This is a genomic window from Rossellomorea arthrocnemi, assembly GCF_904424705.1.
Lineage (GTDB): Bacteria > Bacillota > Bacilli > Bacillales > Bacillaceae_B > Rossellomorea > Rossellomorea arthrocnemi.
Window position 1 is genome coordinate 34,901 of record NZ_CAJGBF010000001.1, and the last position, 24,273, is coordinate 59,173.

At 42.9% G+C, this 24,273-nt stretch carries 23 protein-coding genes and 1 pseudogene; 8 read left to right on the forward strand and 16 right to left on the reverse strand.

Translation table 11 applies throughout. The annotated features are described in order from the left end of the window. Positions 1–232: 232 nt before the first annotated feature. The 3 genes from BAA9072_RS00200 to BAA9072_RS00210 form a co-directional block, all read right to left on the reverse strand. A complete protein-coding gene (locus BAA9072_RS00200) occupies positions 233–667 on the reverse strand; it encodes an SRPBCC family protein (RefSeq protein WP_201712686.1) in 435 nt (144 codons plus the stop codon). A 4-nt stretch (positions 668–671) separates the two neighbouring features. Next, positions 672–1,445 (reverse strand): SRPBCC domain-containing protein, encoded by a 774-nt coding sequence (locus BAA9072_RS00205; RefSeq protein ID WP_201712687.1) that lies wholly within the window; start codon positions 1,443–1,445, stop codon positions 672–674. A 218-nt stretch (positions 1,446–1,663) separates the two neighbouring features. Beyond that, positions 1,664–2,521: an AraC family transcriptional regulator gene (locus BAA9072_RS00210; protein WP_201712688.1), complete on the reverse strand. Its 858-nt coding sequence runs from the start codon at positions 2,519–2,521 to the stop codon at positions 1,664–1,666. Between the two features lie 250 nt (positions 2,522–2,771). Between BAA9072_RS00210 and BAA9072_RS00215 the strand changes: the two genes are divergently transcribed. From BAA9072_RS00215 to BAA9072_RS00225, 3 genes are all read left to right on the forward strand, one after another. Continuing rightward, entirely contained in the window at positions 2,772–3,206 is a 435-nt protein-coding gene (locus BAA9072_RS00215) for an SRPBCC family protein (RefSeq protein WP_201712689.1), read from the forward strand. Then, the gene (locus BAA9072_RS00220) at positions 3,207–3,524 is read left to right on the forward strand and encodes an ArsR/SmtB family transcription factor (RefSeq protein WP_201712690.1); all 318 of its coding nucleotides are present in this window, start codon (positions 3,207–3,209) and stop codon (positions 3,522–3,524) included. Between the two features lie 144 nt (positions 3,525–3,668). Then, positions 3,669–5,147, forward strand: a complete 1,479-nt coding sequence (locus BAA9072_RS00225; RefSeq protein ID WP_201712691.1) for a flavin monoamine oxidase family protein — start codon at positions 3,669–3,671, stop codon at positions 5,145–5,147. Positions 5,148–5,191: 44 nt separating this feature from the next. Here BAA9072_RS00225 and BAA9072_RS00230 read toward each other — a convergent pair whose 3' ends face one another. From BAA9072_RS00230 to BAA9072_RS00240, 3 genes are all read right to left on the reverse strand, one after another. Beyond that, positions 5,192–5,557: a permease gene (locus BAA9072_RS00230; RefSeq protein ID WP_230980704.1), complete on the reverse strand. Its 366-nt coding sequence runs from the start codon at positions 5,555–5,557 to the stop codon at positions 5,192–5,194. Continuing rightward, on the reverse strand, positions 5,557–5,766 hold the full coding sequence (locus tag BAA9072_RS00235) for a helix-turn-helix transcriptional regulator (protein WP_201712692.1): 210 nt from the start codon (positions 5,764–5,766) through the stop codon (positions 5,557–5,559). The genes BAA9072_RS00230 and BAA9072_RS00235 overlap by 1 nt, the downstream gene beginning before the upstream one ends. 505 nt (positions 5,767–6,271) lie before the next feature. Beyond that, the gene (locus BAA9072_RS00240; RefSeq protein WP_201712693.1) at positions 6,272–7,207 is read right to left on the reverse strand and encodes an NADP-dependent oxidoreductase; all 936 of its coding nucleotides are present in this window, start codon (positions 7,205–7,207) and stop codon (positions 6,272–6,274) included. Positions 7,208–7,383: 176 nt separating this feature from the next. Here BAA9072_RS00240 and BAA9072_RS00245 point away from each other — a divergent pair, with 176 nt between their 5' ends. Beyond that, complete coding sequence (locus tag BAA9072_RS00245) at positions 7,384–8,802, forward strand: NAD-dependent succinate-semialdehyde dehydrogenase (RefSeq protein WP_201712694.1); 1,419 nt, start codon at positions 7,384–7,386, stop codon at positions 8,800–8,802. 237 nt (positions 8,803–9,039) lie between these two features. Here BAA9072_RS00245 and BAA9072_RS00250 read toward each other — a convergent pair whose 3' ends face one another. Further along, the gene (locus BAA9072_RS00250; protein WP_201712695.1) at positions 9,040–9,504 is read right to left on the reverse strand and encodes a GNAT family N-acetyltransferase; all 465 of its coding nucleotides are present in this window, start codon (positions 9,502–9,504) and stop codon (positions 9,040–9,042) included. 260 nt (positions 9,505–9,764) lie between these two features. Then, complete coding sequence (locus tag BAA9072_RS00255) at positions 9,765–10,382, reverse strand: LysE family translocator (protein ID WP_201712696.1); 618 nt, start codon at positions 10,380–10,382, stop codon at positions 9,765–9,767. A gap of 849 nt (positions 10,383–11,231) precedes the next feature. Here BAA9072_RS00255 and BAA9072_RS00260 point away from each other — a divergent pair. Beyond that, positions 11,232–11,587 (forward strand): annotated as a pseudogene (locus BAA9072_RS00260) (DUF488 domain-containing protein). A gap of 63 nt (positions 11,588–11,650) precedes the next feature. On the opposite strand, the gene BAA9072_RS00265 reads toward BAA9072_RS00260, so the two are convergent. The 6 genes from BAA9072_RS00265 to BAA9072_RS00290 form a co-directional block, all read right to left on the reverse strand. Continuing rightward, entirely contained in the window at positions 11,651–12,349 is a 699-nt protein-coding gene (locus BAA9072_RS00265; protein WP_201713161.1) for a sulfite exporter TauE/SafE family protein, read from the reverse strand. Between the two features lie 17 nt (positions 12,350–12,366). Next, on the reverse strand, positions 12,367–13,401 hold the full coding sequence (locus tag BAA9072_RS00270; protein ID WP_201712697.1) for a TDT family transporter: 1,035 nt from the start codon (positions 13,399–13,401) through the stop codon (positions 12,367–12,369). Beyond that, complete coding sequence (locus BAA9072_RS00275; RefSeq protein WP_408015195.1) at positions 13,391–13,969, reverse strand: DUF402 domain-containing protein; 579 nt, start codon at positions 13,967–13,969, stop codon at positions 13,391–13,393. The genes BAA9072_RS00270 and BAA9072_RS00275 overlap by 11 nt, the downstream gene beginning before the upstream one ends. Positions 13,970–14,128: 159 nt before the next feature. Further along, positions 14,129–16,345, reverse strand: coding sequence for a bifunctional diguanylate cyclase/phosphodiesterase (locus BAA9072_RS00280; protein ID WP_201712699.1), 2,217 nt, complete (start codon positions 16,343–16,345; stop codon positions 14,129–14,131). A gap of 153 nt (positions 16,346–16,498) precedes the next feature. After that, the gene (locus tag BAA9072_RS00285; protein ID WP_201712700.1) at positions 16,499–18,196 is read right to left on the reverse strand and encodes a transglutaminase domain-containing protein; all 1,698 of its coding nucleotides are present in this window, start codon (positions 18,194–18,196) and stop codon (positions 16,499–16,501) included. A gap of 155 nt (positions 18,197–18,351) precedes the next feature. Then, positions 18,352–18,861, reverse strand: coding sequence for a GNAT family N-acetyltransferase (locus BAA9072_RS00290; protein WP_201712701.1), 510 nt, complete (start codon positions 18,859–18,861; stop codon positions 18,352–18,354). A 353-nt stretch (positions 18,862–19,214) separates the two neighbouring features. On the opposite strand from BAA9072_RS00290, the gene BAA9072_RS00295 reads away from it, so the two are divergent. The 3 genes from BAA9072_RS00295 (at position 19,215) to BAA9072_RS00305 (ending at position 22,397) form a co-directional block, all read left to right on the forward strand. Beyond that, positions 19,215–19,598, forward strand: coding sequence for a GntR family transcriptional regulator (locus BAA9072_RS00295; RefSeq protein ID WP_201712702.1), 384 nt, complete (start codon positions 19,215–19,217; stop codon positions 19,596–19,598). Positions 19,599–19,607: 9 nt separating this feature from the next. Continuing rightward, positions 19,608–20,705, forward strand: a complete 1,098-nt coding sequence (locus BAA9072_RS00300) for a DUF1648 domain-containing protein (RefSeq protein WP_230980732.1) — start codon at positions 19,608–19,610, stop codon at positions 20,703–20,705. Positions 20,706–20,978: 273 nt separating this feature from the next. Next, positions 20,979–22,397, forward strand: a complete 1,419-nt coding sequence (locus BAA9072_RS00305) for an alanine/glycine:cation symporter family protein (RefSeq protein ID WP_201712703.1) — start codon at positions 20,979–20,981, stop codon at positions 22,395–22,397. Positions 22,398–22,421: 24 nt separating this feature from the next. On the opposite strand, the gene BAA9072_RS00310 is transcribed toward BAA9072_RS00305, so the two are convergent. Both BAA9072_RS00310 and BAA9072_RS00315 read right to left on the reverse strand, forming a co-directional pair. Further along, positions 22,422–22,952 (reverse strand): GNAT family N-acetyltransferase, encoded by a 531-nt coding sequence (locus tag BAA9072_RS00310; protein ID WP_201712704.1) that lies wholly within the window; start codon positions 22,950–22,952, stop codon positions 22,422–22,424. Between the two features lie 107 nt (positions 22,953–23,059). Continuing rightward, positions 23,060–24,139 carry a carbohydrate-binding protein gene (locus BAA9072_RS00315; protein WP_201712705.1) on the reverse strand — a complete coding sequence of 360 codons (1,080 nt, stop codon included), beginning with the start codon at positions 24,137–24,139 and terminating at the stop codon, positions 23,060–23,062. Positions 24,140–24,273: the final 134 nt, after the last annotated feature.

Here is a 24,273-nt window from a genome sequence, read left to right on the forward strand (position 1 = left end):
GAACCCCTAAAATACAGCATTCTTAAGAAATGACTACTTTATCAGCGGTCTCCCCATATTCTTTTCTCTAAAATCGAATGCTTGTTGAATCAATTATGTAAAAAAGCACGGCCTGTGCCAAGCAGGTGGATTATGAAATGATGAGGCCTTATGTGATAATAAAGTGATTGTCTGGTGGTCCTTTCTCATGTAAAAAAAGTGTCTGCCTTTTATAAAAGCAGACATTTTTTTGTTAGTTTTCCAAAATCTCTTTGATTTTTATTAAATCCTTTTGGTTTGCTTTTTTCATCATGACAGATATGAGAGGCGTCATCCATTTTGAAAATCCGGTAGGGTTCCCCTGATTCCTTAGGGTCATTTTTGACGTTTGTTCATCAATCGTCTCCCACTCATAGGTGGTTTCCATAGGGAAAGGTCCGTTAGCCGCTTTCATCACGAGCTTCTGTTCTGGGATTAACTCTGTAATTTCATATATATAGGAGAGATCCTTCCCCAAGAATTTAGCTTTAAATGCAATTTGAGAATGCAAGGATAAAGGTTTTTCCGTTCTCATTTCTGCCGAATCAATATTCACATACCATTCTGGTGCATGATCCGGATTCGCAGCATACTCTGCTACCTTTTGAATCGGACAGCGTATCGTTATGTCTGTTTTGATATCTACCATTTCCTTATTTCTCTTCAACATATTTTTTCAACAGGGTCCCAAGTAGATAGTTCCAACCTTCGGAATGCTTTTCCTCCCAGTCCTCTTCAATGACTCCAGAAGCTGAATGGGATAATTGAAGTAACGTTGAATTTCCCTTTTCGATCAATCGATACGTATATGCACTGTTTACTGCACCTTGCATTCCAAGATGGCCATGCAGTCGGATTTCTTCCGGAGCATTAATGTAATACACGGTCCCCCACAGTGCTCCTTCATCCTCGCGCCATTTCTCTATGAATTGCCCACCGGGTACAGGATTGAATGTGAAGTGTGAACTTACTCCCTCAGGTGCCAATTTAAACTCCCACCAGTCCCCCACTTGCCCGGTTAGCGCTTTAAATACCTTATCTCTTGGTGCATCTATCATCACTTCTTGCTCGATTCGAAATACTTTACTTTGTTCCATCAATTCTCCTCCTTGATTTTCTGCTAATTCTCGTAATTTCAACAGCGATTTGCCGGTAGATTCCATGTACTTCCCTACCCACCTGTTGTGCATTTCCTGCAGTGGGACCGCGTTCAGATAGTTACGCCGGAATTTCCCTTCACGCTTCACCACCACCAAATTCCCTTCCTCCAAGATAGTCAAATGCTTCATAATCGCGTATCTTGTCACCTCGGGGAAATGTTCATTCAGTTCGCCTGTCGTTCTTGCCGACTTCTTTAAGAGGTCCAGAATCTCCCTGCGAATGGGGTGACCCAGAGCCTTAAATAAAGTGGAAAGTTCATCCTTCATGTTAACGATCCTTTCGTTTTGACCAACATGTGAACGAATGGCCACATGTATTATGTGACCTTATAGTAACATGATGGTTTTGAAGAGTCAACGAAATACATCAGAAAGTGTGCAGTTGAAACTATTTTGTTCAAAGTCGATCATTCCATCTTCTTTAATATTCTTCACACACCATTCACACAAAAATACCCCCAGTCCACACTGGAGGCAAATCTTCCTTATTTTTTCATAACCGGCACCCAAACTTCACAACGATAATTCTCATCATTCGGATTTCCCGGCGGATACAATTCAAACTCCGGGGCATCCCCATGCTCATATCCTGTGGAAGGGAACCATTCCGAGAAGATCCGTTTCCACACGCCCTGGATCGCATCCGGCATAGGACCTACCGATTCAAATACCGCCCATGTCGATGAGGGTATTTCTTTAACCTCGAGTGAATGATTTGTATCAGACTTCCTCCCGGCTCCGATAAAATATGTGAACTCTTCATTTGGGTGATCAAACTCCATACATATCCCGAGCATTTCATCATTACCTGCAGCTCTACAAATCTCCCTATCTAATTCCGAGGTGTTCACTTCATCCCAAAATGCAGGAATGTCTTTCAAGTTTTGACCATTACAGGATGAGACTCTTTTTCCTTTTCCAATCACTTGGAATGCATCTTTCTCAACAATTCTATAATTCATTTCAACTTCCCCTTTTAATTGGATTTGGAAAGAGATACGCGGAAATGCCTTTAAGGGTGTGCCTGTTTCCCTCACCTGGGATGGAGAAACACCGTGAGCCTTTCGAAACGCTTTCGAAAAAGACTCCGGCGTTTCATATCCATACTTGAAAGCGACATCAATGACCTTCATATTCACATTATTGAGTTCCTGAGCCGCAAGAGTCAGCCTTCTCCTCCGGATATATTCAGCTACTGTGCAGCCGGTGACTAGAGAAAACAACCTTTGAAAGTGATACTTTGAATTGAGTGACAGCCGGGCAAGCTCCTCCATCTCGATATCCCCATCTAGATTATCTTCAATATACTGAATGCAATCATTCATCCTATGCAGCATTTCCATTGTGTATCTTCTCCCCACTCAACTAATGTACCATCCAGATTGTGTAAACTCCGGTCATTCTGTGCGATGTTGTGACCGGCTGGCTCTTTATAAATTATTCAATGTAAGCAAATACTAACGTTCACCAAGAGTTTACTTCTATACTCTTTCACTTATCTCCTTCTTTTGTTGACATGAAACCATATGGTGTTATATCATAAAAACGAAACCAATTGGTGTTATTTATACTCATAGAAAGCAGGCGACACATATGAAGTCAAATCAAAGCAATCAACTACAAGACATTAAACAAACTGTCCTTTTCAATGCATCCATTCAAAAAGTATGGGACGCAGTTTCCACATCAGAAGGTATTTCTTCATGGTTTATGCCCAATGATTTTAAACTTGAAGTCGGGTACGAATTTCATATCCAGTCCCCATTTGGGCCTTCTCCTTGTAAAGTATTGGAAGTAAATCCTCCTCATAAGCTGTCCTTCTCTTGGGATACAGATGGCTGGTTCGTCACATTCCTTCTTAAGGAGGTTGGGGATCAAACGGAATTCACGCTGATTCATGGGGGCTGGAAGCATGATGATGCAGTTGTTTCAAAACCCAATGAAAAAAGCTCTGTCATCCGGGAACGAATGGAGAACGGCTGGGTCGGCATTGTGGACCAAAGACTGCGGAAGGTTGTGGAAGAATAAGTGTCTGCCGTTAAACATGATGTATTCCAGGCGATTGCAGATCCCACACGCCGGAAAGTGCTCCGTCTTCTTTCTGAAAAAGAGATGCCCATATCGGCTCTGACATCCCATTTCTCAATGAGCCGGACAGCCATTGCAAAGCATCTAACCATTCTTTCTGAAGCTGAATTGGTCTATGGAAAAAAAGTAGGCAGGGAAAAGATCTACCGCCTGCAACCTGAGCCGCTGGCTGAATTAAAGGACTGGTTAGCGTATTACGAACAGTTCTGGACCAACAAATTGTCCAAGCTTAAATACCTAGTCGAGGACGAAGATTGATTATAACAGGGACGGACCTTCCTAAAGGTCCGTCCCTGTATTTTTTATAAGTTAGAGAATTGGAACGACCCCTATCCTTCTATTCACCTTCTCTTTAATCATATATATTAGGTAATGCAGTTTCGGATTAAGGGGGAGAATGAAATGAGGAGTAGGGCTGATAAGCACAATTACGGTGATCTTTCCTATCCAGATGACATGATATCCATCGTGAAAAATGGTTTAGTTCCAAATCAAGAGCCAAAGAATGTGATCATAATCGGGGCAGGAATGTCCGGACTGGTGGCGGGCTCTCTTTTAAAAAAAGCTGGGCATACCGTTACGATCCTCGAAGGAAACGATCGAATCGGTGGAAGGATATATACGCTGCGGCAGCCCTTTTCAGAAGGCCAATATCTCGATGTCGGTGCTATGCGATTTCCGGAAACACATGACTTAGTATTCGAATATATTCGCAAATTCAACTTACCGACAAATGAATTTATTAATAAGAGCGATCTCTACCTCGTGAATGGGATTCAGACGACCGAATACAATTACAACCTAAACCCTGACATCTTGAATTATCCTTTACCTCCTGAAGAACAGGGGAAAACGGCCATCGAATTATTATCGTCTGCCGTTAAGCCGTTTTTAGACTTGTACGAAAAAGCAAGCCCCGAAGAACAAGAACGACTGCGAACCAAGTTCGATCATTATTCATTTGACGTCTTCTTGCGTGTTAACCCGATCGGAACGTCCCTTTCTCCGGAAGCCATCCGGATCGTAAAGGTAATCTTAGGCATCGAAGGTTTCCCGGAACTAGCATTCGTAGATATTCTCCTCGACATTGTCCGTACGGTTTTCAATGAGAAATTAAAGTTTTATGAAATTGATGGGGGGAATGATAAGCTTCCTTACTCCTTTTTGCCAGAACTCCAGCAGAATATCCTCTATTCCCAAAAGGTCCATGGGATCATTCAGAAGGATGACGGTGTTGAAGTCATAGTGAGAGACCGAACCACAAATCGTTATCATCGTTTTCAAGGGGATTACACTATCGTTACGGTTCCTTACTCTGTTTTTCAATTTATTGACGTCCATCCCTATGAATCTATCTCGTTTAAAAAATGGAAGGCGATAAATGAGCTTAACTATGTGTCCTCTATCAAAATCGGATTAGAGTTTAAATCAAAGTTCTGGGAAACAATCAAAATTGGAAATATTATATCAGACCTTCCCATAAGATATACGTACCGACCAAGTCATAATATAGGAGCCCCGGGTCCAGGTGTCATGCTCGGCAGTTACAGCTGGGGACAAAATGCAAATCTGTGGTCCAGCTTGCCCGAGGATGAACGGATTCGTGAAGCACTGCAAAACCTTTATAAAATATATGGGGAGCAAGTATACAAAGAATTTTCTACAGGTGCCTCCTACAGCTGGGCAGAAAACCAGTTTTCTGCCGGATGCTTTACCCTATTCGCTCCGAACCAGGCGTCGGACTTTTCTGATCAATTGTACTTACCAGAGCACCGCATCCACTTTGCCGGTGAACACACATCCCCTTTCCACGGCTGGGTGGAAGGGGCAATCGAATCCGCCATCCGTGCAGCCTCCGAAGTCAATAACAGAACAGACTGAACGGGGAGGGACGGACCTTTGAATCAAAGGTCCGTCCCTCTTATTTAGTAGATTTTCGCCATGACCACCATGGAAATAAATACGGTTATGATGATGAGGCTTGTCATGATATTCAATAGATTCATTGCAGTCAGGTGGAGCACATCGAATTGCAGAGCTGTCATGAATATAATGTGATATAGAAGGATGGCGAAATATGAATAAAAGATTCCCTTCTCCCTGATCACCTTCATCCGCTCATCCTTTTGCTTGAACTGTGGATATAGATAATGCATGCAAAAACTCAAAACAGTTAAGGACATAGGAGTAAGTGCGAAATAAGGAAACTCTTTCGCCATTATTCCGACGAAGAACATAAAAGCAGTTTGTATAGCCAGAATCCAACCTAAAATCAGATATCCTTTTTGCACTATTTCTTTTCCCCTTTCTCTTCATACTCAAAAATCTCTTCAATTGACATATTAAATACATTTGCCAACTGAAAAGCCAAATTCAAAGAAGGATCATACTTCCCTTTTTCAATCGAAATGATGGTTTGTCTTGATACCCCTAATTTAGCCGCCAATCTTTCCTGTGAGTAACCAAAGGTCTTCCTGTATTCTACTAGTTTATTTTTCAAAGAAGGATACCTCCTTATATTTCCATATGATAATGTAAAGGAAACTTTACGTCAAGCTCCCTTTACATTTTTGTGCCGAAAATTTTTTTACCCGTTAACCAATAAATTAGGGGATGTGAACTGGGTTGATGATGTTATGAGTAAATTGGAGGAGTACAAGGTTATTTATACTGGATTAAAGAAGTAATTACTCTGAAAGGTATCGGATTCCCCTTCTTGAGAATGGTCGCTCCATTATTATGGGACCAAGAAACGCGGATTTTATATCGACCGTGGCTTAAAGGCTGCAAACTGATGATGGCAGTAAACTTTCTCATCAGAGATAAGATTTTAGAACAGCTCTGTGATGCAGGTAAGCTTGCCGACTTCCATGGAACCCTTTATCCATGCACAAAGAGCGACGATGATTCGCTACAGTTTCTGCTGTCTCGGTTACAACTGCCGGCAGGTATTCGGGAGAAAAAAATGGAGGGACGGACCTTCCAAAGGTCCGTCCCTCCTCTAATTATTTCACTTTGATCACGATTTTCCCTTGAGCATGATGTGTCTCACTCAATGCGTGGGCATCCTTCAATCCCTGCTCGCTCAGGTCGAATGTTTCTCCGATTACAGGCTTTAATTGACCGGTCTCGTATAGGTCGGCAAGCTTGGTCAGCTGCTCTCCCTTGGGATCGAGCCACAAAAATTCGGCTTTCACTCCGTACTTTGCCGCTTCTTCTTCAGATGGAGGCTGTGCAATCGATACGAGCTTACCACTTTCCTTCAACACTTTATAGCTGTTGGACTGAACTTCCCCACCCATGGAATCGAGAACCAGGTCGAAATCCTTCAGCACTTCACTGAAATCTTCTTCTTTATAATTGATGAATTGATCCGCACCCAATGATTTGACGAATTCTTCATTCTTTCCGCTTGCTGTCGTCGCGACATATGCCCCGAAGCTTTTCGCAATCTGAATTGCAAAGTTCCCTACTCCACCTGATCCTGCATGAATGAGCACTTTATCCCCTTTTTTAATCCTGCCGAAATCGACCAGGCACTGCCACGCCGTCAAGCCTGCAAGAGGGATAGCCGCCGCTTCTGCAAAGCTCATGCTCTCAGGCATTTTAGCAAGCAGCTCTTCATCCACCGCCACATACTCAGCGTATGTTCCTTCCCTTGTAGTGGCGGGTCTTGCGAAAACCCGGTCACCTACTTCGAACCCGTGCACGTTCTTTCCTTTTTCTGCGATCACTCCTGCTGCATCCCAGCCTAAGATAATTGGAAATTCAAAGTCGAGCATCTCTTTTAAATACCCTGCCCGCACCTTCCAATCGATGGGATTGATTGATGTCGCATGATTTTCCAATAAGATTTGATTGTCACGGATCGTCGGTTGATCAATTTCTTTCCCCTCTAATACATCTTTATCTCCATATTGATTGATAATAACCGCTTTCATGAGAGTTCCTCCTTGTTTGTATTCATACGGTTTATCTTCCCTCTTCTTGTGGGTATTTAAACAATGAGACGTAATGAATACAAATGACTGGATTCTTCCCATTCACTATTGTAAATTTAAAACAACCTACATAGTAATAAGCATATGGGAATCTATCATTTAAAAGGAGGAACACTATGCAACACTACAATATGTTTATCAATGGAGAACCAACCGGTTCGGATCTTGAGAAAAAGGAAGTAACCAATCCAGCAACTTCAGAAGTAATCGCGACCATTCCCCATGGAAGCAAACCAGAAGCCACCATGGCAGTTGACGCAGCTCATGATGCATTCAAGGACTGGTCTCAATTCTCGGCATATGAGAGAAGTGACCTCATCCGTAAATGGCATGACCTGATTAATGAAAATAAAGAGGACTTGGCACGTACCATGACCATCGAGCAAGGAAAGCCTTTAAAAGAAGCACTTGGTGAAATCCAATACGCAAACGGATTTATCTCTTGGTACGCTGAAGAAGGAAAGCGAGTTTATGGTGAACAAATCCCCGCCACTCATCGAAATAAACGATTATTTGTTCATAAGCAGCCTGTCGGGGTTGTCGCGGTCATCACCCCATGGAACTTCCCTGCTGCCATGATTACTCGTAAAGTGGCACCTGCACTTGCTACAGGCTGTACGGTTGTGATCAAGCCTGCTAACCAAACCCCTTTGACTGCTCTAAAGATGGCTGCTCTGGCTGAAGAAGCCGGTATTCCTAAAGGTGTCATCAATGTAGTGACAGGTGCTTCGAAATCCATCGGGGAAGCATGGATGGAAGACACTCGTGTACGAAAACTGACATTCACAGGTTCAACAGAAGTCGGGAAGGTCCTGATGAAGGGTTCGGCTGACACAGTCAAGAAAATATCGTTGGAGCTTGGAGGTCATGCACCTGTCATTGTAATGGACGATTCTAATCTTGAGAAGGCTGTTGATGGAGTCATTGCATCGAAGTTCCGAAATGCCGGTCAAACCTGTGTCTGTTCCAACCGTATCTATGTTCATGAATCCCTCGCAGATTCATTTACAGAGAAGCTCGTTGAAAAAGTGAAGAAGTTGAAGGTCGGGAACGGCCTGGAAGATGGTGTGGATATCGGACCATTGATTGATGAAGATGCCATCAAAAAAGTCCGGAAACACGTAGAAGATGCTGTTGAAAAAGGAGCTTCCGTTGCCTACGGAGGGAAAGGAATAGAGGGATTGTATTTTGAACCGACTGTCCTGACAAATGTGACCGATGACATGCTCTGCATGAAAGATGAAACTTTCGGTCCAGTAGCCCCTATCACGACATTTAAAACCGAGGAAGAAGCCATCGCGCGGGCGAATGACTCCATTTATGGTCTTGCGGCCTATGTATTCACGGAGAATATCACCAAAGGAATTCGGATCTGTGAACAACTGGAGTACGGAATCGTCGGATTGAATGACGGCATGCCGTCCACCCCTCAAGCCCCATTCGGCGGATTCAAACAAAGCGGTCTCGGCCGTGAAGGCGGACACCAGGGGATTGAAGAATTTTTAGAAGTGAAATATATCTCCTTGGGACTGTAATAGAAAACAGGCGCGCATGCTCATTGCGTGCCTGTTTCATGATTACTTTTTTGTAAAACACTCCTGAATTCTCCGGTACAAGGACAGACAAGAATATTAATATCAATACTCCGGCAAAAATACGCCTAGCATTCCGAAAGAAAGATAGATCGCCGCTGCCACCTGCGTCAAGGTACCAACTCCCTGCCGATTTTTCTTTATGCGTATTCCTGACTTAAGTTCTTCATTCCTTTTATTTCAAGACATTTCACTTGTTCGCTTATGATAAACTTTCATGGATTCTCCGTTCAATCCAACGGCTTCTGTTGATTGGGACCATCCATATTTTTCATAATAGCCTTCAAGATCTGTTGTGAGATAGAGCTTGTCGTATCCTTTTTTATCCGCTTCCTGCAAAGCATGTTCAAGAAGCATGGAACTTAGTCCTTTTCCTCTTTCACCTGCTTCTACATAAAGACATGCAAGCCATGGATACAGATCCTGGCGGCTGTTGAGATCATTTCTTAATAGCGCGTAAGTACCGATGATATTTTCTTCATGTAAAGCGATATAAAATCGGGGAAGGTCCTCTTCGGTACGGCTGGAATGGAATATGCAATCGTGATAGAATCTATAATTCTCTTTACTCCCCCATTGTCCCCAGAATACTTTTACTGCCTGGTCAAACAGGCATGAATCTTTGTGTAATTCTACTATTTCCATTGCAGGTTTCCTCTCTATGTATAATAGACGTACCCTTAATAGATTCTTCATCTATAGCGAAATACCTTTTTCAGAAAGTTGACTCGCTCTTTTTTTATAGAGAGGTGTTCAGTTGGTATGTCGTTATGAAACCTATCGATCTTGAGAATGAAGACACCGCCCTTAGGCAAATGTGCACAGAGATCATTAATGGAGGGACGGACCTCCAATATAATACCTAAAATAGAATGGGTACCCTTTTGGGAGGTCCGTCCCTCTTATTAAATCAGATCTATCAGAAAATATGCACTGAATATGGTCATGATGATTCCTGAAACGCGGTTGATCACTCTTAAAGAATCCGGTTCCATCCAACTGCTTAACCATCCCCCGACCATTGCAATCAATCCCCACCATAAAGCAGAGCCGCAAAATACACCTGATACGACCAGCAGTGCAGATAAGCTATCACCAGAAGCTGTCACGCGGAAGACACCAAAGATCGCAATAAAGGCGAAAATTGTCATCGGATTGGTAAGCGTCACTAGAAATACAGAAAGAAACCCTTTAAGCGAAGAAGTGGTTTTTGATTGGTCTGTCATGAATGTTTCCACCTTTGAAGTGTATGTTTTCCACCCCAGTAAGAAAAGAAATATCCCACTCCATAACTGTATCCAATATTGGTGATCAAGGAGAAATACCGATACAACCGAAACCCCCATCACAGCGACCAAACCGTATAGAGCATCTGCTGCAGCAGCTCCCAAACCCGACACAAAACCTGTCCACCTTCCATATGCCAACGTCCGTTGAATGCAGAGGATACCGACTGGACCGACCGGAGCGGCAATAGTGACACCTATAAGCAGACTTTTAATAAATAGAATAAAATCCATCATGACGGTGTCACGATTCAATAGAGAACAAATATAATTTCAATGGGAATGACAACCATTTTCTGAACAAAGCCCTAATCATCGTTATCTGTTTCCTGCTTAATTCCGGGAGGACCTTACCCTCGCCACGCCTGACCCTATTCATATCTCCACTACAACCGTTCCGTCTATTCAAAAGATCATCATCCTCCAATGAGAGGGACGGACCTCCAGTAATTCTCCAGAAGAGAATAATCTACGCCATTGGAGGTCCGTCCCTCTCTTTTTCAAACCATTGGTGCTGGATTTCTTTCTGATTTCCATCGCAGTATTCTTCAAGGATTTCGGCAAAGTTGCCGGATTAAACATGTTTGAATTGATACTCTTTATTGTTAGATGAGAGGAATGCCAGTGCTGCAATCCTCCATGCGTTTTCCCCGAAGAAGTCAATTCAATTGGTAAAACGGCTGAAATTGTGCATGGTCAACTTCATTCAGTGGAGCAGTCACAAACTCTGATTTTCACAATGTTAAGACAAGGCAAACGCCCTTGCCTCATCTTTATATTCATATGCAAGGTTAGTAGCTATTATTAATTCATTGAGACTTTCATGTAACCTGGTATCCAGGTAAGGGTCATTCGCCATTCCCTGAAGACCTCTGGCGGTCACATAGCCCTAACATGTTCATAACCGTCAGGATCACTTTAATTTTTTATGATATTAAAGTATTCCAGATCCCCATTATTCTGACTCCAATGACTTTAAAGAAAATAAAAAGGATTGGTGATTCTTTTGGTTAAAATCTTTGCTTCATTCTTCAATCCCATTTATCCTGAAAGTAGAGGGAGAATAGAAGGAATGGAGGCTAAACAATGTCTATCGTACTTAAAAGAATCTACGATGAACCTCCCCGATTAGGGGGACAACGGATTTTGATCGACCGTGTCTGGCCGCGAGGAATATCAAAAGAGAATGCACGTCTTGATGAGTGGATGAAGGAGATTACGCCAAGTCCTTCTTTACGAAAGTGGTTTAATCACGATCCTGAGAAGTTCGGGAATTCAGGCAAGCCTACAAAGAAGAACTCTATCAAAATGAAGAAAAGCAAAAAAGGTTGCGGGAACTGAAAAAAATGGCAGAAAATGAACGAATAGTCCTCCTCTACGGAGCAAAAGACGAACAACATAACCATGCCATTGTCTTAAAAGAAGTATTAGACGATCTATAAGAGGGACGGACCTCTAAATCAGCATAAAACCATTTGGTTATTCGCTCATGAGAGGTCCGTCCCTCAAAAAAAGCTTTCTAGCAAAAGATAGATTCCAGTAAATAGCAGGAGGGCGTAGGTTAGAATCTGAAAGATTTTTTGATTGATTTTGCTGAATAGAGCTTGTCCTAACACTAGACCTAGAGCAACTACCGGTAATGCTAGAAAGCTTGACTTCCAAACGGTTAGAGTCGTCCCGGCGACTTCCACCTGGATCCCTAAACTGACGAGGTAGATGAACAAATAAAAGGCAAGGGTTGTTCCTCTTAGCTTCTCTTTCCTGGTCTCCGTTCCAGAAAAATATAGAAGCAACGGCGGCCCGGGCATGCCGATACTTGTGGTCAGTATTCCCGACAAGCCCCCTGCCAGAAAGTCACGCATTAATGACTGGCGAATGCGGTATTTCATGATAAGTAAGACTGTCAGCATTATGATGATCAGGCTGATGATTATCTTTAAAAGACTCATATCAATTAGAGTAAAAATTAATATACCCAGCGGTAAACCAGGTATGCTCCCAACCACAAACCTTTTTACAAGATTAAAATCTATATCCCGTCTGATTTTCGCTATTAATGCCAGCGAAATCACAAGGGATAAGATCAAATTAATCTGTATCGCTTCTTTTGGTGGAAATAAAAGCAATAAAAAAGGTGTGGCTAAAATGGAAAAACCGAAACCAGTACTGGTTTGCAAAATAGATGCACATAAAATGAATAGCATAAACAAGATAAACGTACTCAAGAAACATTCTCCTCCATTTTTTCTTCCCGTAGATCATCCTTCGAGCCAGCCCATAAACCAATTTCTGTAATGAGAAACATGAGCACAACCCATGCCCAAAAATGTAAGAAGACTGTATGAAAATCATAAAATGCATTCAAATAATAAGGATTCTCATGCATAGTTATGGTAAAAGCATAGAACATTCCGAAAGTGAAGTTCCGGGACCATTGACTTGTATGATAGGTAAATACCCCTTTTTTCCAGCCCAGCATCTGAATCCGCTTGACCGCTCTTACCATTTCCAACAATTCCACACTAATCAGGAGGATCAATACAAAAAGCCAAAAAATCATCATAACGATTCCAGACAACATCTGTGAAGAAACGATCGCCAGACCAGAAATGGATAAAGCTCCATGAATGATACAATTCGTGCTCGTCCAATCATTACTGATTGTCCAAGGCTTTCCTCTCGCATACCGAAGCACAATCAATGTCATGCCAATCAAATAAAAAAGGATGCCAAGTGACATCATCCCGATCAGCAGTTCATCAGGAAGTGAAAAGACCTTCACCCATTCAATCACCACTGATTGTGTCGCAACGGTAGAAAGCAGCACAATCCCATGAGTGGAATACGCTGCCGGCCGTTTCATCATCTCTTTAAATTGGTAGGAGCAATTCACTAAAAAAGCGAGCCACAAAAAGGTATTCAGTAGTGTGATGACCTGCACTGCCTCGCTCATATCAGGAAAATATTTTACGATCACATTGCTCAATACCGAAATACCCGCAACCCATGATCCAATCACGAAAGAATGTACGGGATCACCTATTAAAGTTAAGGTAAAAGGTTTATTAAACATCTGTTTGAATAGGCATCTGTAGATATAGGCAGCCAACACAATCAAGGATACCGTCAGTATTTTTCCCATGATGGGGGAAACCCAAGTAAAAGCATCAACGGCAGCATAAAGAAAGATTCCCAAAGCCATGATGATGGCAGCTGAAGCCGGATTGATGATTTCTTCGTTCTCCTTACGTTTCATCTTTATGCTTAGTGACCTCCCTTCTATCTTTCGAGTCGTTAAGCCACATCATTAGATCCTCATGCGGAAAATGACTCCTTGTACCAGAGATAAGCTTCGGAAGGATATCCTTAACCTTATCCACTAATAATTGTAGTTCCTCCAGCACATATCCACCCTCAAACTCCACTAAAGAAACAGGTAATTCCTCTTCGTCCAAAACAGAAAATTTCCCATCGGCAAATACAAGGACATCGATGATGAGATCTTCAAAAGACACGACTTCAGTGTTAATGCGGGTATTCCTCACAATATTAAAATAGGACCCTAAATATTCACCTCTTTGATCTCTCCAAATATACACGTTATAAGCACGGTCCCTCCAGTAGTACGCCAGGGTGTAGCTTCCTTCTGGGATGGTTAAACTCAATTGGTTTGCTTTCATGGTAAAGGCATCTTCTATCTTATGAAAAAGGACCACATCTTCAACTCCCGCTTTCAAAAGCCGGCAGCGATGTTCTACCACTCTTCCGTCATACCCAATCTTTCTCTCTATAACCGGGTCACCCAGCTGAACGTGACTGCCCACCGAATTCTCACCCACAATCATCCCTCCTAAAGAACATTTCCCACTAATATAAGTTTACCATTTCAGTAAACCGGAAGAGGGACGGACCTCCAATCAGCAATAAAACCCTTGGGTTAATCACTCATCAGAGGTCCGTCCCTCATTCGTTCCTCCATTAAATCATTTTAAGTTGATTCTTTTCCCATTCAAAAGAGATTTCAGTTCATCTGCAGGCAATGGTCTGCTAAAATGGTATCCTTGTCCAACCTGACAGTCGTTCTTCTTCAAAAATAACACTTGATCTTTTGTTTCAATGCCCTCCGCTATTGTGGTGAAATTCATATTTTGGCTCATATCAATGATGGCTTTTACAATGGAAACCTGATTCGAGTCTTTCATAATATCATCTACGAACGATTTATCGATTTTGATATTATCAATCGGTAAGTGCCTTAAATTATTCAAAGACGAGTAACCTGTACCAAAGTCATCCATGGAAATGATGACCCCTACCTCTTTCAACTCGTTGAGAACGTTTGTTGATTTTTCAAAATCCTGCATGATACTCTCCGTTATTTCAAGCTCAAGACGTTCCGGCTCAAACTGGATGTCTGATAGGGTTTCTTTAACCATTTCAACAAACCCTCCATCCTTGATCTGCCTGACAGATATATTGACGGCAACGGGAATGATACCTAATCCGTCCTCTTCCCACTCCTTACTTTGTTTACAAGCTTCTCTCAGTACCCATTCCCCAATTGGTATGATCAAGCCTGTCTCCTCAGCCAGTGGAATAAATTCAGACGGAGGAACCATCCCCAATGCAGGATGTTCCCAACGAATCAATGCTTCTACCCCAATAATATCAAGTGTATCCAGGTCCACCTTCGGCTGATAATGGAGACTTAATTGATCAAACTCCAATACCTTCCTTAATCCATTTTCAATTTCCATATTCCTCGAAGAAGTTTTTTCAAGTTCAGGGAAGTAAAATTGATAGTTGTTCTTTCCTTGGTCTTTCGCTAAATACATGGCTGTGTCGGCATGTTTAATCAAATTTTCCTGCTCTTTTCCGTCTTTTGGGTACATACTGATACCGATACTCGGTGTCACAAAGAATTCCTGTTCATGAATGATGATCGGACTTGTGAAACTTTGTAAAATCTCCTTCGCCGTTTCTGCAACTTCTCGTTTACTCACATTGGGGAGTATGATAATAAATTCATCTCCCCCTTGTCTAAACACAATCCCTTTGTCGTTTACCACCTTTTTCAGTCGATAGGCAACCTTCTCTAATATGGTATCTCCAGTAGAATGCCCTTTCGTATCGTTGATAACCTTGAATCGATCTAAATCCAAAAATAAAATCGCCATAGGTTGATCTGGAGACTCATGTAATGACTGGTTTAAATATTGCTTAAATTTATTTCGGTTTGGAAGACCCGTTAATGAATCATAATAGGCCATTGCATGGATCGTTTTCTCAGTTTTTTTCCGATTCGTAATATCCCGGCCAATCAATTGTATGGCCATCCTTCCGCCATATAAAATGGGAATAGCCGAAATCTCCAACTCTATCTCATCACCGTTAAGACGATAAATGGTCAGTTCAAATCGTTCCCCTGCCGTCGAGTCTTTGGTCTGCTCCCTTATTTTCTTGATATTCTCAAGACTGGTAAAATGGGAAACATTTTTATTTATAATGTCTTCCGGGCCATCGGCACCGATCAGCCTGCTTCCTGCTTCATTGATATAATCAAACGTCTGGTTACTGATCACTGCGATGATATCAGGTGATAAATCAACCAAACTTCGGTATTGATCTTCGCTTTCCTTACGATTGGTGATATCAAACAATACACTGGTAAAAGATATCATTTCTCCTTTTTCCCCTAAGGTCGGAATCCCTCTGTCCTGTATCCAGCGAACCTGGCCATCAGGTTTAATGATACGGTAAATACTGACACACGCCTGACCGGAGCCAAGTTTTTCTGCCCTTTCATCTAATACCGGCATGTCTTCAGGGTGTATGACTTTTTTCCACAGGAGCGTATCCTGATAAAAATCGCTCAAGGGATATCCATACAAATTCTCAATGCCCGGCGTAATCAAAAGAACATCTGATTTCATATCATGAGACCAGATGGCAACATCCAGCGTCTCAAAAATGTTGTTTAAATTCTTATTGCTATTGGATAACTCCTTTGAAGCACTCCAATTCCCTCTAAAAAGAAGAAATAATAATGCCAGCATACATAACACTAAACCTGTGTGGAGAAAAAGTGACACTTCCCCATTAGATTGATCAACCGTTTTCCATGAAAAATCCAATATTTCTAATAAAATCATTAAGATAAAAAGCATGAGGACTGTTTTCTTATTTTGTGTAAAAAACATTCATTACTCTCCTGAATATAAGAATTCTTTCTTATCCAAGTGTACTATTTATGGCTTTCATTCACAATATTGCTTATAATTACCTCTCATGATTTATAAAAAAGAATCAGCTTCTGGGAAAACAGAGCTGATTCTATGGAACATTCATCTTTTCTAATATGACACACCTGTACGTGTGTGCGTCTTCTTAAATTCATTCATATCCGGATTAAAATAATCTTCATTAAAGGCCGGTACGAACTTACCATTCTTCAAATACCCGGACCCCCATGTCGGATCCAGGGTGATCCACTCATCATCCAGATTTGCTTCCACCCATGCATGCCTTCCTGGGAAAATACCGCCTGCCCTACCTTCAACGAATCTTGCCTCAATCCCACTGGCACGTAACATGGCAATCGCCAAGTACGCATAGTCTTGACATACACCGGTTTTGGATTCAAGTGTTTTTAGTGCACTGTCATCCCAGTTAAAGTCATCGTTTTCATACTTTTCAACGTCATAGGAAACATTTTTCGCGACATAATCATATATGGACTTTGCTTTATCCCTGTCACTCCTGTTATCCGCTGTAACGATTTCTGCCTGTTTTTTGATTTCAGGAGAATCCGACTGAACCCCTCGTGAAGGCAGAAGATCCCGTTTGTCTTCTCCCGTGGATTCAACTTCAAACTTTGCAAAACCGAAAAACCTGAAGTAATCGCTGTTTTCTTCTTTTATTTCAGGTACGCTGAGGGTCACTTCATAGGTACCCGGCCCAAAGCGAAGGTAAAACGAATCATCAAAGGTAAAATCCTCGACTGGGATGACATCCAATGCTTCATCCTCCCCTTTTTTCGTAGTGATATAAATATGAGTGGTTTCACGGCCAAATTCTGCTTTCGGATCGATGCTTCCTTTAATCTTGTATTGGCCAGAAGACTCTTCTCCTCCGAATTGGGGGGATTCCAGGGTCACACCCCGCTCAAGGTAAGTATCCGCATACTCAATCGGACTCATCACCCGATCAGATTCATTATCAATGAGAAGAGTGGTCGCCGTCTGGTAGTATTGGTCCCGGTCTTCATCCGGTACCAGTATTTCAAGCTCATGAATCCCTTTTCCATAAAACAGGGGGACATCATAGCTGAATTCCCCATTCTTTATTGGGATAACATGCTTCCAGTTCTCTGAATCCTTCTTTAGTCTGAGCATAATCGTGTCATCATCTGCGAGATTAGCAGCAGCTCCATTTAATGTGAACACTTCGTTCCCTTTGACATAGCTCGACTTGGTGTTCAAGGACAGCTCGGCATCATGGCCAAACGGGGTCAGGGTCATATCCCTATTGGCCTCAGGATTCACATTATGAACGGTAAAGGATGCCGTATCATAATAGTAATTCTCACGGTCCCTGCTCGGAAGCTGCACAGAGACGCTATACTCACCTTCCCCATTGAAAAAATGGATGTCCTGTTTGAACTTTCCGTCTTCGATCGGTGTATAATATTCAAGTTGTCTTCCTACAGCACCTTCTTTACTTGCCCTGACCTTGATCCAGGCATAGTCAGATTGCAAACCTTGATACTTTTCAATTTCCCCGTTCACGCTCACATGTCCATTTGCAGCAAATTCTTTATATAGCGGTTCTTTGATTGTGACACCGATTTCCTCGCTGTAGGATGTGAGCTTCAGAGGTTCTTGTTCCCCGATTTCTTCGTTCATTTTCTTTACTTCTATTTCATACGGCTCTTCTTTATTATGAGCATTCGTTTCCTCGCTAATGGCATCCGAATCACTGCAGGCCGTCACCAACAGCAAACCGGTCAGCAAACACAACAAAAAAATCCATAACGACCATTTCTGCTTCATATCTTCCCCCCTCATCCCCCATTACTACCTACACATACGAAATAAACAAAAATGGGTTCCTGATCCTATTTTACTATTATTTGAGGGACGGACCTTTAAAATCGAATAATTCCTTCATTCACATGTCTAATTTAAGGTCCGTCCCTCCTAATCCTCTAAATGTGTTTATAGTAGATGACCGTCGGCTCGAGTTCACCGTATGGAGAGGCAGCATAATCAGGAATCCGCCCTCCCTGTAGGAATCCTAGAGAGGTATACAAATGATTAGAGGGAGCACCTTCAACCGTATCGAGAATGAGCAAGGTCCGTCCCTCTTCTTTCGCTCTTTTCTCAGCGGTTTGCATGAGCTTCTTGGCGATGCCTTTTTGGCGAAATGCAGGGTGAACCATCATCTTAGCGATTTCGGCTCTGTGGGTACCGTTTTGTTTAGTGCATAGGTGAAGTTGCACGGTTCCCGCTAACGTATCATCCATCCAGGCTACATATAAAATCACATGTGGATTAAAGGCATGATGCCAGAATTCCGCGGCAGCTGAAGGAGCCATCGGGGATAAAAAACCAATGGATGCCCCGTCATCCACCACTATCCTCAATAGGTCAGAAAGCTCTACAATATGCTGACCTATGGTAGTCAATTCATTAATCTCCAGGACTTTATTCATCATGGCCACCTCACTCTCTTTTCTTCATTTGCAACATGCTATAAAACTTTATGACGATATGGATCCTTCTATACTACTATTCTTTTTATGTAAATCCCTCTATAAACCAACGTTTACTCTCCCGATAACATACATATTCATTCATCTTCCGTTCCAAATAGCTTTTTGTCATTAACCTCCCTGGAATCTTACTCCCCCACCTATCCCTATCCCTCTCCCCCATCATCTTTATAATCAAATTATAACGGGTAATTAGCCAACACACTAACTTTTTTTGGAAATCGCACACCTTTGTTATACCTTTACTAGAACAATTCTGTTATACTAATCATATAACAAAACTAGGAGGTGACACTTTGTTTATCCAAATTGAACCTCAATCAGATATACCGATCTATGCTCAGGTCCGGAATGGAATCATGGAAGGGATCGTCCGAGGTGAATTGGTCCCTGGGGACATCCTTCCTTCTGTCCGGAGTCTTGCCAGTGACCTTGGTGTGAACATGCATACGGTGAATAAGAGCTATCATGAATTGGAAAGCAAAGGGGTGATCCGGATTGTGCCGAAGTCGGGTGCCGTCATTTGTTCACCTTCCGAAGGACAGATCCCGACTGCAAGGTTGAATCAGATTTCAGTAGAATTGCGTCCGGTATTAGTGGAATCCCTGGTCGTCGGTATGAGTGAAAAGGAGATTGCAGAATTAGTCGCGTCCATCATTTTAAAAGTTAAGGGGGAGTAACAATTGGAAATGACACTAATTTTCGTCACAACAGGCTTTCTGGCGGCGCTTCAAATGGCTATACCTTTCATTGTAAAACGGACGGTGGTCTTTGGTGTAACTATACCTGTTGATGAGGTGAAGAATGTCCAACTTCGACAATTTAAAAAACTCTATGCCTTCCTTACATTTCTCATCAGCATAGGTGTTCTTGCCATCTATTTCATTTGGTCATCAACTACCACACCTTCTGAAAATCACCTGATATTTGCAGAATTTTTTATACCTTTTGTCATCTTATTCATTTCGATGACCCTTTATTTTTATTTTCATATGAAAGTCACTACGTTGAAAAAGCAAAGGCAGTGGTTCAAGGATCGCAAACAAATAAGGGTTTCAGAACTGAACCTGCGGACAAAAGATGAAATGCTCCCTTGGATGGCCTATATCGTACCCATGGTGATCACAGTTGGGTTAGTGGTGTTTACTTTATTCCATTACAATAGCCTCCCTGACCAGATCCCCACCCATTGGGGACCCGATGGTAAGCCGGATGCTTTCACGGGAAAAACATATCTTTCTGCCTTGACCCTGCCCCTTGTCTTACTTGTGATGAATGCCATGTTCCTCGGAATCAATGAACTCACAAGAAATTCCGGCATCAAGCTGAGCGCGGGTAATGTAAAGGCATCACGCATTCGTCAGCTTTGTCTGCGAAAATACACGAGCTGGCTATTATTCCTCATCTCCATACTGGTATCCATGCTGTTTACATTCCTGCAATTCACCACATTATATGAAAACAGTGTCAGCAACCTCCTGATCATCACGATTCCACTTGCTTTCTCTGCACTCGTGCTGATAGGGACGGTCATACTCGCAATCAAAGTGGGGAAAAAGGATTCAGACCTGGACGTAGAAGTCATCAATGAAGATTCCCATGAAGTGATCAACGCAGATGAAGATCAATACTGGAAAGGAGGACTCTTCTACTACAACCCTGAAGATCCCTCCATCTTCGTGGAAAAACGCTTCGGAGTAGGGTGGACACTGAACTTCGCCAGACCCTTGGGATATATCGTCCTAATCGGACCCCTTATCGTCATACTAATCGTGATACTATTATAATGTCGAGGGACGGACCTCTAAAATCAAGTCACTACGTAACGTTCACGTAGTGCTGAAATGAGGTTCGTCCCTTTCCTTATGCGGTTTCCACGTTTCATATCTATGCTGCCCCCTCCCTTATGCACCTGAAACCGAGGTCCGTCCCTACTAAAAAAGGCTCAATCTATGGAAATTCGGCTTTTGTTATGGACAGATTGTTTGGAATACTATATAAATAGTAGATGGAAACTCACAAAGAAAACGTTTACAACATGAGATGACAAGGAGGATTCTATGTTAGATGTGCTAGACAAGATTAATTCATTCTTATGGGGGACACCAAGTTTAGTACTATTGTTCGGTACAGGTCTTTTTTTAACATTTATGCTTAAAGGGCTTCAGTTCCGTAAACTGATGTATGCTTTTAAACTTGCTTTTACAAAAGAGAAGCCCTCTGCCTCATCTGACCAATCAGAAGGGGATATCAGTAACTTCAAAACACTGATGACGGCTTTATCGGCAACAATCGGGAATGGGAACATTGCCGGGGTGGCAACAGCTCTGACCATCGGTGGACCCGGGGCGATCTTCTGGATGTGGATCGTCGGTCTTCTTGGCATGGCGACGAAATATGCCGAAGCACTGCTTGCCATGAAATACCGTGTGAAAAATAAGAACGGGGAATACTCCGGCGGTCCTATGTATTATGTAGAAAAAGGCCTCGGCAGCAAGTGGAAGTGGCTGGCAGTTGCGTTTGCTTTATTCGGTGCATTCGCCGCTCTCGGAATCGGGAACAGCGTGCAGTCAAATACCATCGCGGATGTCATGAGTACAAGCTTTCACATAAACAACCTGGTAACAGGGATCGTTCTCGCCGTCCTGACAGGATTGATCATTTTCGGTGGGATTCAACGGATCAGTACCGTCGCTTCCTTCTTTGTCCCTGTCATGGCGTTCTTGTATATCGGAGGTTCACTCCTGATTATCGTGTTGAATTACGATATGATCATTCCGGCATTTAAAATGATTTTCTTCTATGCCTTTAATCCTGTGGCAGCTGCAGGTGGATTTACGGGAATCATTATCTCAGAAGCAGTCCGCAGCGGGGTTTCACGGGGAATTTTCTCCAATGAGGCAGGTCTTGGTACTGCGGCACTGATTGCCGGAAATGCGAAAACCGATCACCCGGTCAAGCAGGCTCTTGTTGCCATGACGGGAACATTCATCGTCACGATAGTGGTTTGTACAATGACGGGGCTTGTGCTGTTGATCACAGGTTTCTGGGACCCGACTGGAGGAGCGATATCAGGAGTCGAGCACGCACCGAGCCTTGACGGTGGAGCATTGACCAGCGCCGCGTTCGGACATGCTCTTGGTGTAGTAGGAGAATATATCGTTTCCTTCTCTGTCATCTTCTTCGGGTTCTCCACTATTGTCGGGTGGTATATGTACGGAGAAAAATGCTTTGAATATATCACAAACTATCGATTTGCCAATTCCTACAGGCTCATTTACATTATTGCCACTGGACTTGGGGCAGTCGCCAATTTGGAACTTGTTTGGGCCTTTGCAGATATGTCTAATGCATTAATGATGATTCCGAACCTAATCGCATTACTATTACTCTATAAAGTGATCGTTTCGGAGACGAATCATTATTTCAATGAATATATGCCGATGATGGACGCACGTCCTAAACGAAAAGCGAGTTAAATAGAAGCCCGGAGTGATTTGAAATCACTCCGGGCTTTTGTTTAATAGAATTTCATATTTACAGTGACGGCCGTGAATATTGATGACTTCTTTTAGAGGATACCGTTGTTGATAATAACGATTCAGACCCTCATTACTTGCGATGCAATCGAAGCGGATGCTTTTTTTGCCGGATGCTCTCACAACGCCTTCAGCCCAATCCAAAAGGCTTTCTCCAATTCCTTTCCCAGCAAAATCTCTGTGAACGGCCAATCTATGCAGGTATACAACATCATCCACTGCCCCCTCTCCCCATATATCCATATCCCACTCACTGGGGACAGATTCAAGTGACAGTGTAGCCATGGCTCTCCCTGCCTTTTCTACGATATAGGTTGACTCATTTTCAATGGAAGCTGCCACTTCTTCTTTGTTTCCCTCTAGATTGGTCAGGTAATAATCCCACTGCTTCGTTCCTTTAGTATGTAACCAGCCTGCTGCATTTACCAATAGCTCCAGAACTTTCCCAAGGTCTTCACTTTTCGCCAGTCTGATAGTACGAATCTCTTCTAACATTGTTGGAGGCACCCCTTCCCTTTTCCAAAATAATAACATACGAAATACTTAATTTTCAGCAATAAAAAAACCATCCCTATTCACACTCAGGGATGGTTCTCTTCTCATCACGCATACCACTTATGCCACATATGATCATTTCTACCTCTGGCAAAGGCGTCCACACGGTTGGCTCCCCACGATACAACTCCCGGGGATGAACGTACGCCTCCCCGTGGAGCACCAAGGTCCTCCCAGTTGCTCCAACGGGAACCGTTCCACCATTTATGCCACATATTGTTGTTGTCTCCTCGTACAAAGGTATCAATGCGATTCTGTGCCCATGAAGCTGCAGCAGGAGCACCTTCGAAGCCTCGAGGCGGTGAACCGAGATCTTCCCAATTACTCCACCTTGAGCCATTCCACCATTTATGCCACATCCGGTCGTTGTTTCCCCGTACAAAGCAATCAATGCGATTCGGTCCCCATGATACAGCACCAGGTGAGTCCCTCAAACCGCCCCTCGGTGCGCCAAGGTTCTCCCATTGACTCCAGTTTCTGCCGTCCCACCATTTATGCCAAAGATTATTGTCGTATCCTTGGACGAATACATCCAGGCGATTGGCTGACCAAGATGACACTGTCGGATCTCCCTTGAAGCCCCGCGGTGGTCCCCCAAGGTCTTCCCACTCACTCCATCTCCTGCCATCCCACCATTTGTGCCAAAGAGTATCCCGGTTTCCTCTTACGAAGGTGTCAATACGGTTCTGCCCCCATGACACAGCAGCAGGAGAACTCTTCAACCCTCGCTTTGGAGCTCCAAGGTCCTCCCAATTACTCCAACGAGAACCGTCCCACCATTTGTGATACATTCTGTCGTTTTCGCCTCTTACAAATGTATCCAGCCGGTTCGCCTGCCAGGATGCAACGGCGGGTGAACCCTTCATCCCACGTGCCGGTGCACCCAGATCTTCCCATTCCCTCCAGTTGGCCCGTGAATCGAATGGGTCATTGTGAATAGGCTCTTGAACGTATCCCTGATAAGGATCATAGTAGTTAGGATTCTGTGGATAGTATTCCTGTTGTGGAAAGTATTGCTGATAAGTATGTGGTAATAGAGTCTCTTCAAAACCGTTTCTTACTTCCGCTCCATATGGATAGCATTCATACGGTACGGGATAAACCGGATATCGTCTCTGAAAAAACATACTGCATCCCTCCTCCACATTTACTGTATGCAGCAGCCCAGGGGGAGGAGCAAGTACAATGATGAAGAGTAAAAACCCCGCCTGATTTTTCACTAAAAACTTTTTACTATAAAAAAATAAGCACCTGAATCAGG

Excerpts from the sequence above, each read along its gene's own strand:
- BAA9072_RS00200 (WP_201712686.1), bottom strand. The coding sequence starts at position 667 with ATGGTAGATATCAAAACAGACATAACGATACGCTGTCCGATTCAAAAG.
- BAA9072_RS00205 (WP_201712687.1), bottom strand. The coding sequence starts at position 1,445 with ATGAAGGATGAACTTTCCACTTTATTTAAGGCTCTGGGTCACCCCATT.
- BAA9072_RS00210 (WP_201712688.1), bottom strand. The coding sequence starts at position 2,521 with ATGGAAATGCTGCATAGGATGAATGATTGCATTCAGTATATTGAAGAT.
- BAA9072_RS00215 (WP_201712689.1), top strand. The coding sequence starts at position 2,772 with ATGAAGTCAAATCAAAGCAATCAACTACAAGACATTAAACAAACTGTC.
- BAA9072_RS00225 (WP_201712691.1), top strand. The coding sequence starts at position 3,669 with ATGAGGAGTAGGGCTGATAAGCACAATTACGGTGATCTTTCCTATCCA.
- BAA9072_RS00240 (WP_201712693.1), bottom strand. The coding sequence starts at position 7,207 with ATGAAAGCGGTTATTATCAATCAATATGGAGATAAAGATGTATTAGAG.
- BAA9072_RS00245 (WP_201712694.1), top strand. The coding sequence starts at position 7,384 with ATGCAACACTACAATATGTTTATCAATGGAGAACCAACCGGTTCGGAT.
- BAA9072_RS00250 (WP_201712695.1), bottom strand. The coding sequence starts at position 9,504 with ATGGAAATAGTAGAATTACACAAAGATTCATGCCTGTTTGACCAGGCA.
- BAA9072_RS00255 (WP_201712696.1), bottom strand. The coding sequence starts at position 10,382 with ATGATGGATTTTATTCTATTTATTAAAAGTCTGCTTATAGGTGTCACT.
- BAA9072_RS00265 (WP_201713161.1), bottom strand. The coding sequence starts at position 12,349 with ATGCTATTCATTTTATGTGCATCTATTTTGCAAACCAGTACTGGTTTC.
- BAA9072_RS00270 (WP_201712697.1), bottom strand. The coding sequence starts at position 13,401 with ATGAAACGTAAGGAGAACGAAGAAATCATCAATCCGGCTTCAGCTGCC.
- BAA9072_RS00280 (WP_201712699.1), bottom strand. The coding sequence starts at position 16,345 with ATGTTTTTTACACAAAATAAGAAAACAGTCCTCATGCTTTTTATCTTA.
- BAA9072_RS00285 (WP_201712700.1), bottom strand. The coding sequence starts at position 18,196 with ATGAAGCAGAAATGGTCGTTATGGATTTTTTTGTTGTGTTTGCTGACC.
- BAA9072_RS00290 (WP_201712701.1), bottom strand. The coding sequence starts at position 18,861 with ATGATGAATAAAGTCCTGGAGATTAATGAATTGACTACCATAGGTCAG.
- BAA9072_RS00300 (WP_230980732.1), top strand. The coding sequence starts at position 19,608 with ATGACACTAATTTTCGTCACAACAGGCTTTCTGGCGGCGCTTCAAATG.
- BAA9072_RS00305 (WP_201712703.1), top strand. The coding sequence starts at position 20,979 with ATGTTAGATGTGCTAGACAAGATTAATTCATTCTTATGGGGGACACCA.
- BAA9072_RS00310 (WP_201712704.1), bottom strand. The coding sequence starts at position 22,952 with ATGTTAGAAGAGATTCGTACTATCAGACTGGCGAAAAGTGAAGACCTT.
- BAA9072_RS00315 (WP_201712705.1), bottom strand. The coding sequence starts at position 24,139 with ATGTTTTTTCAGAGACGATATCCGGTTTATCCCGTACCGTATGAATGC.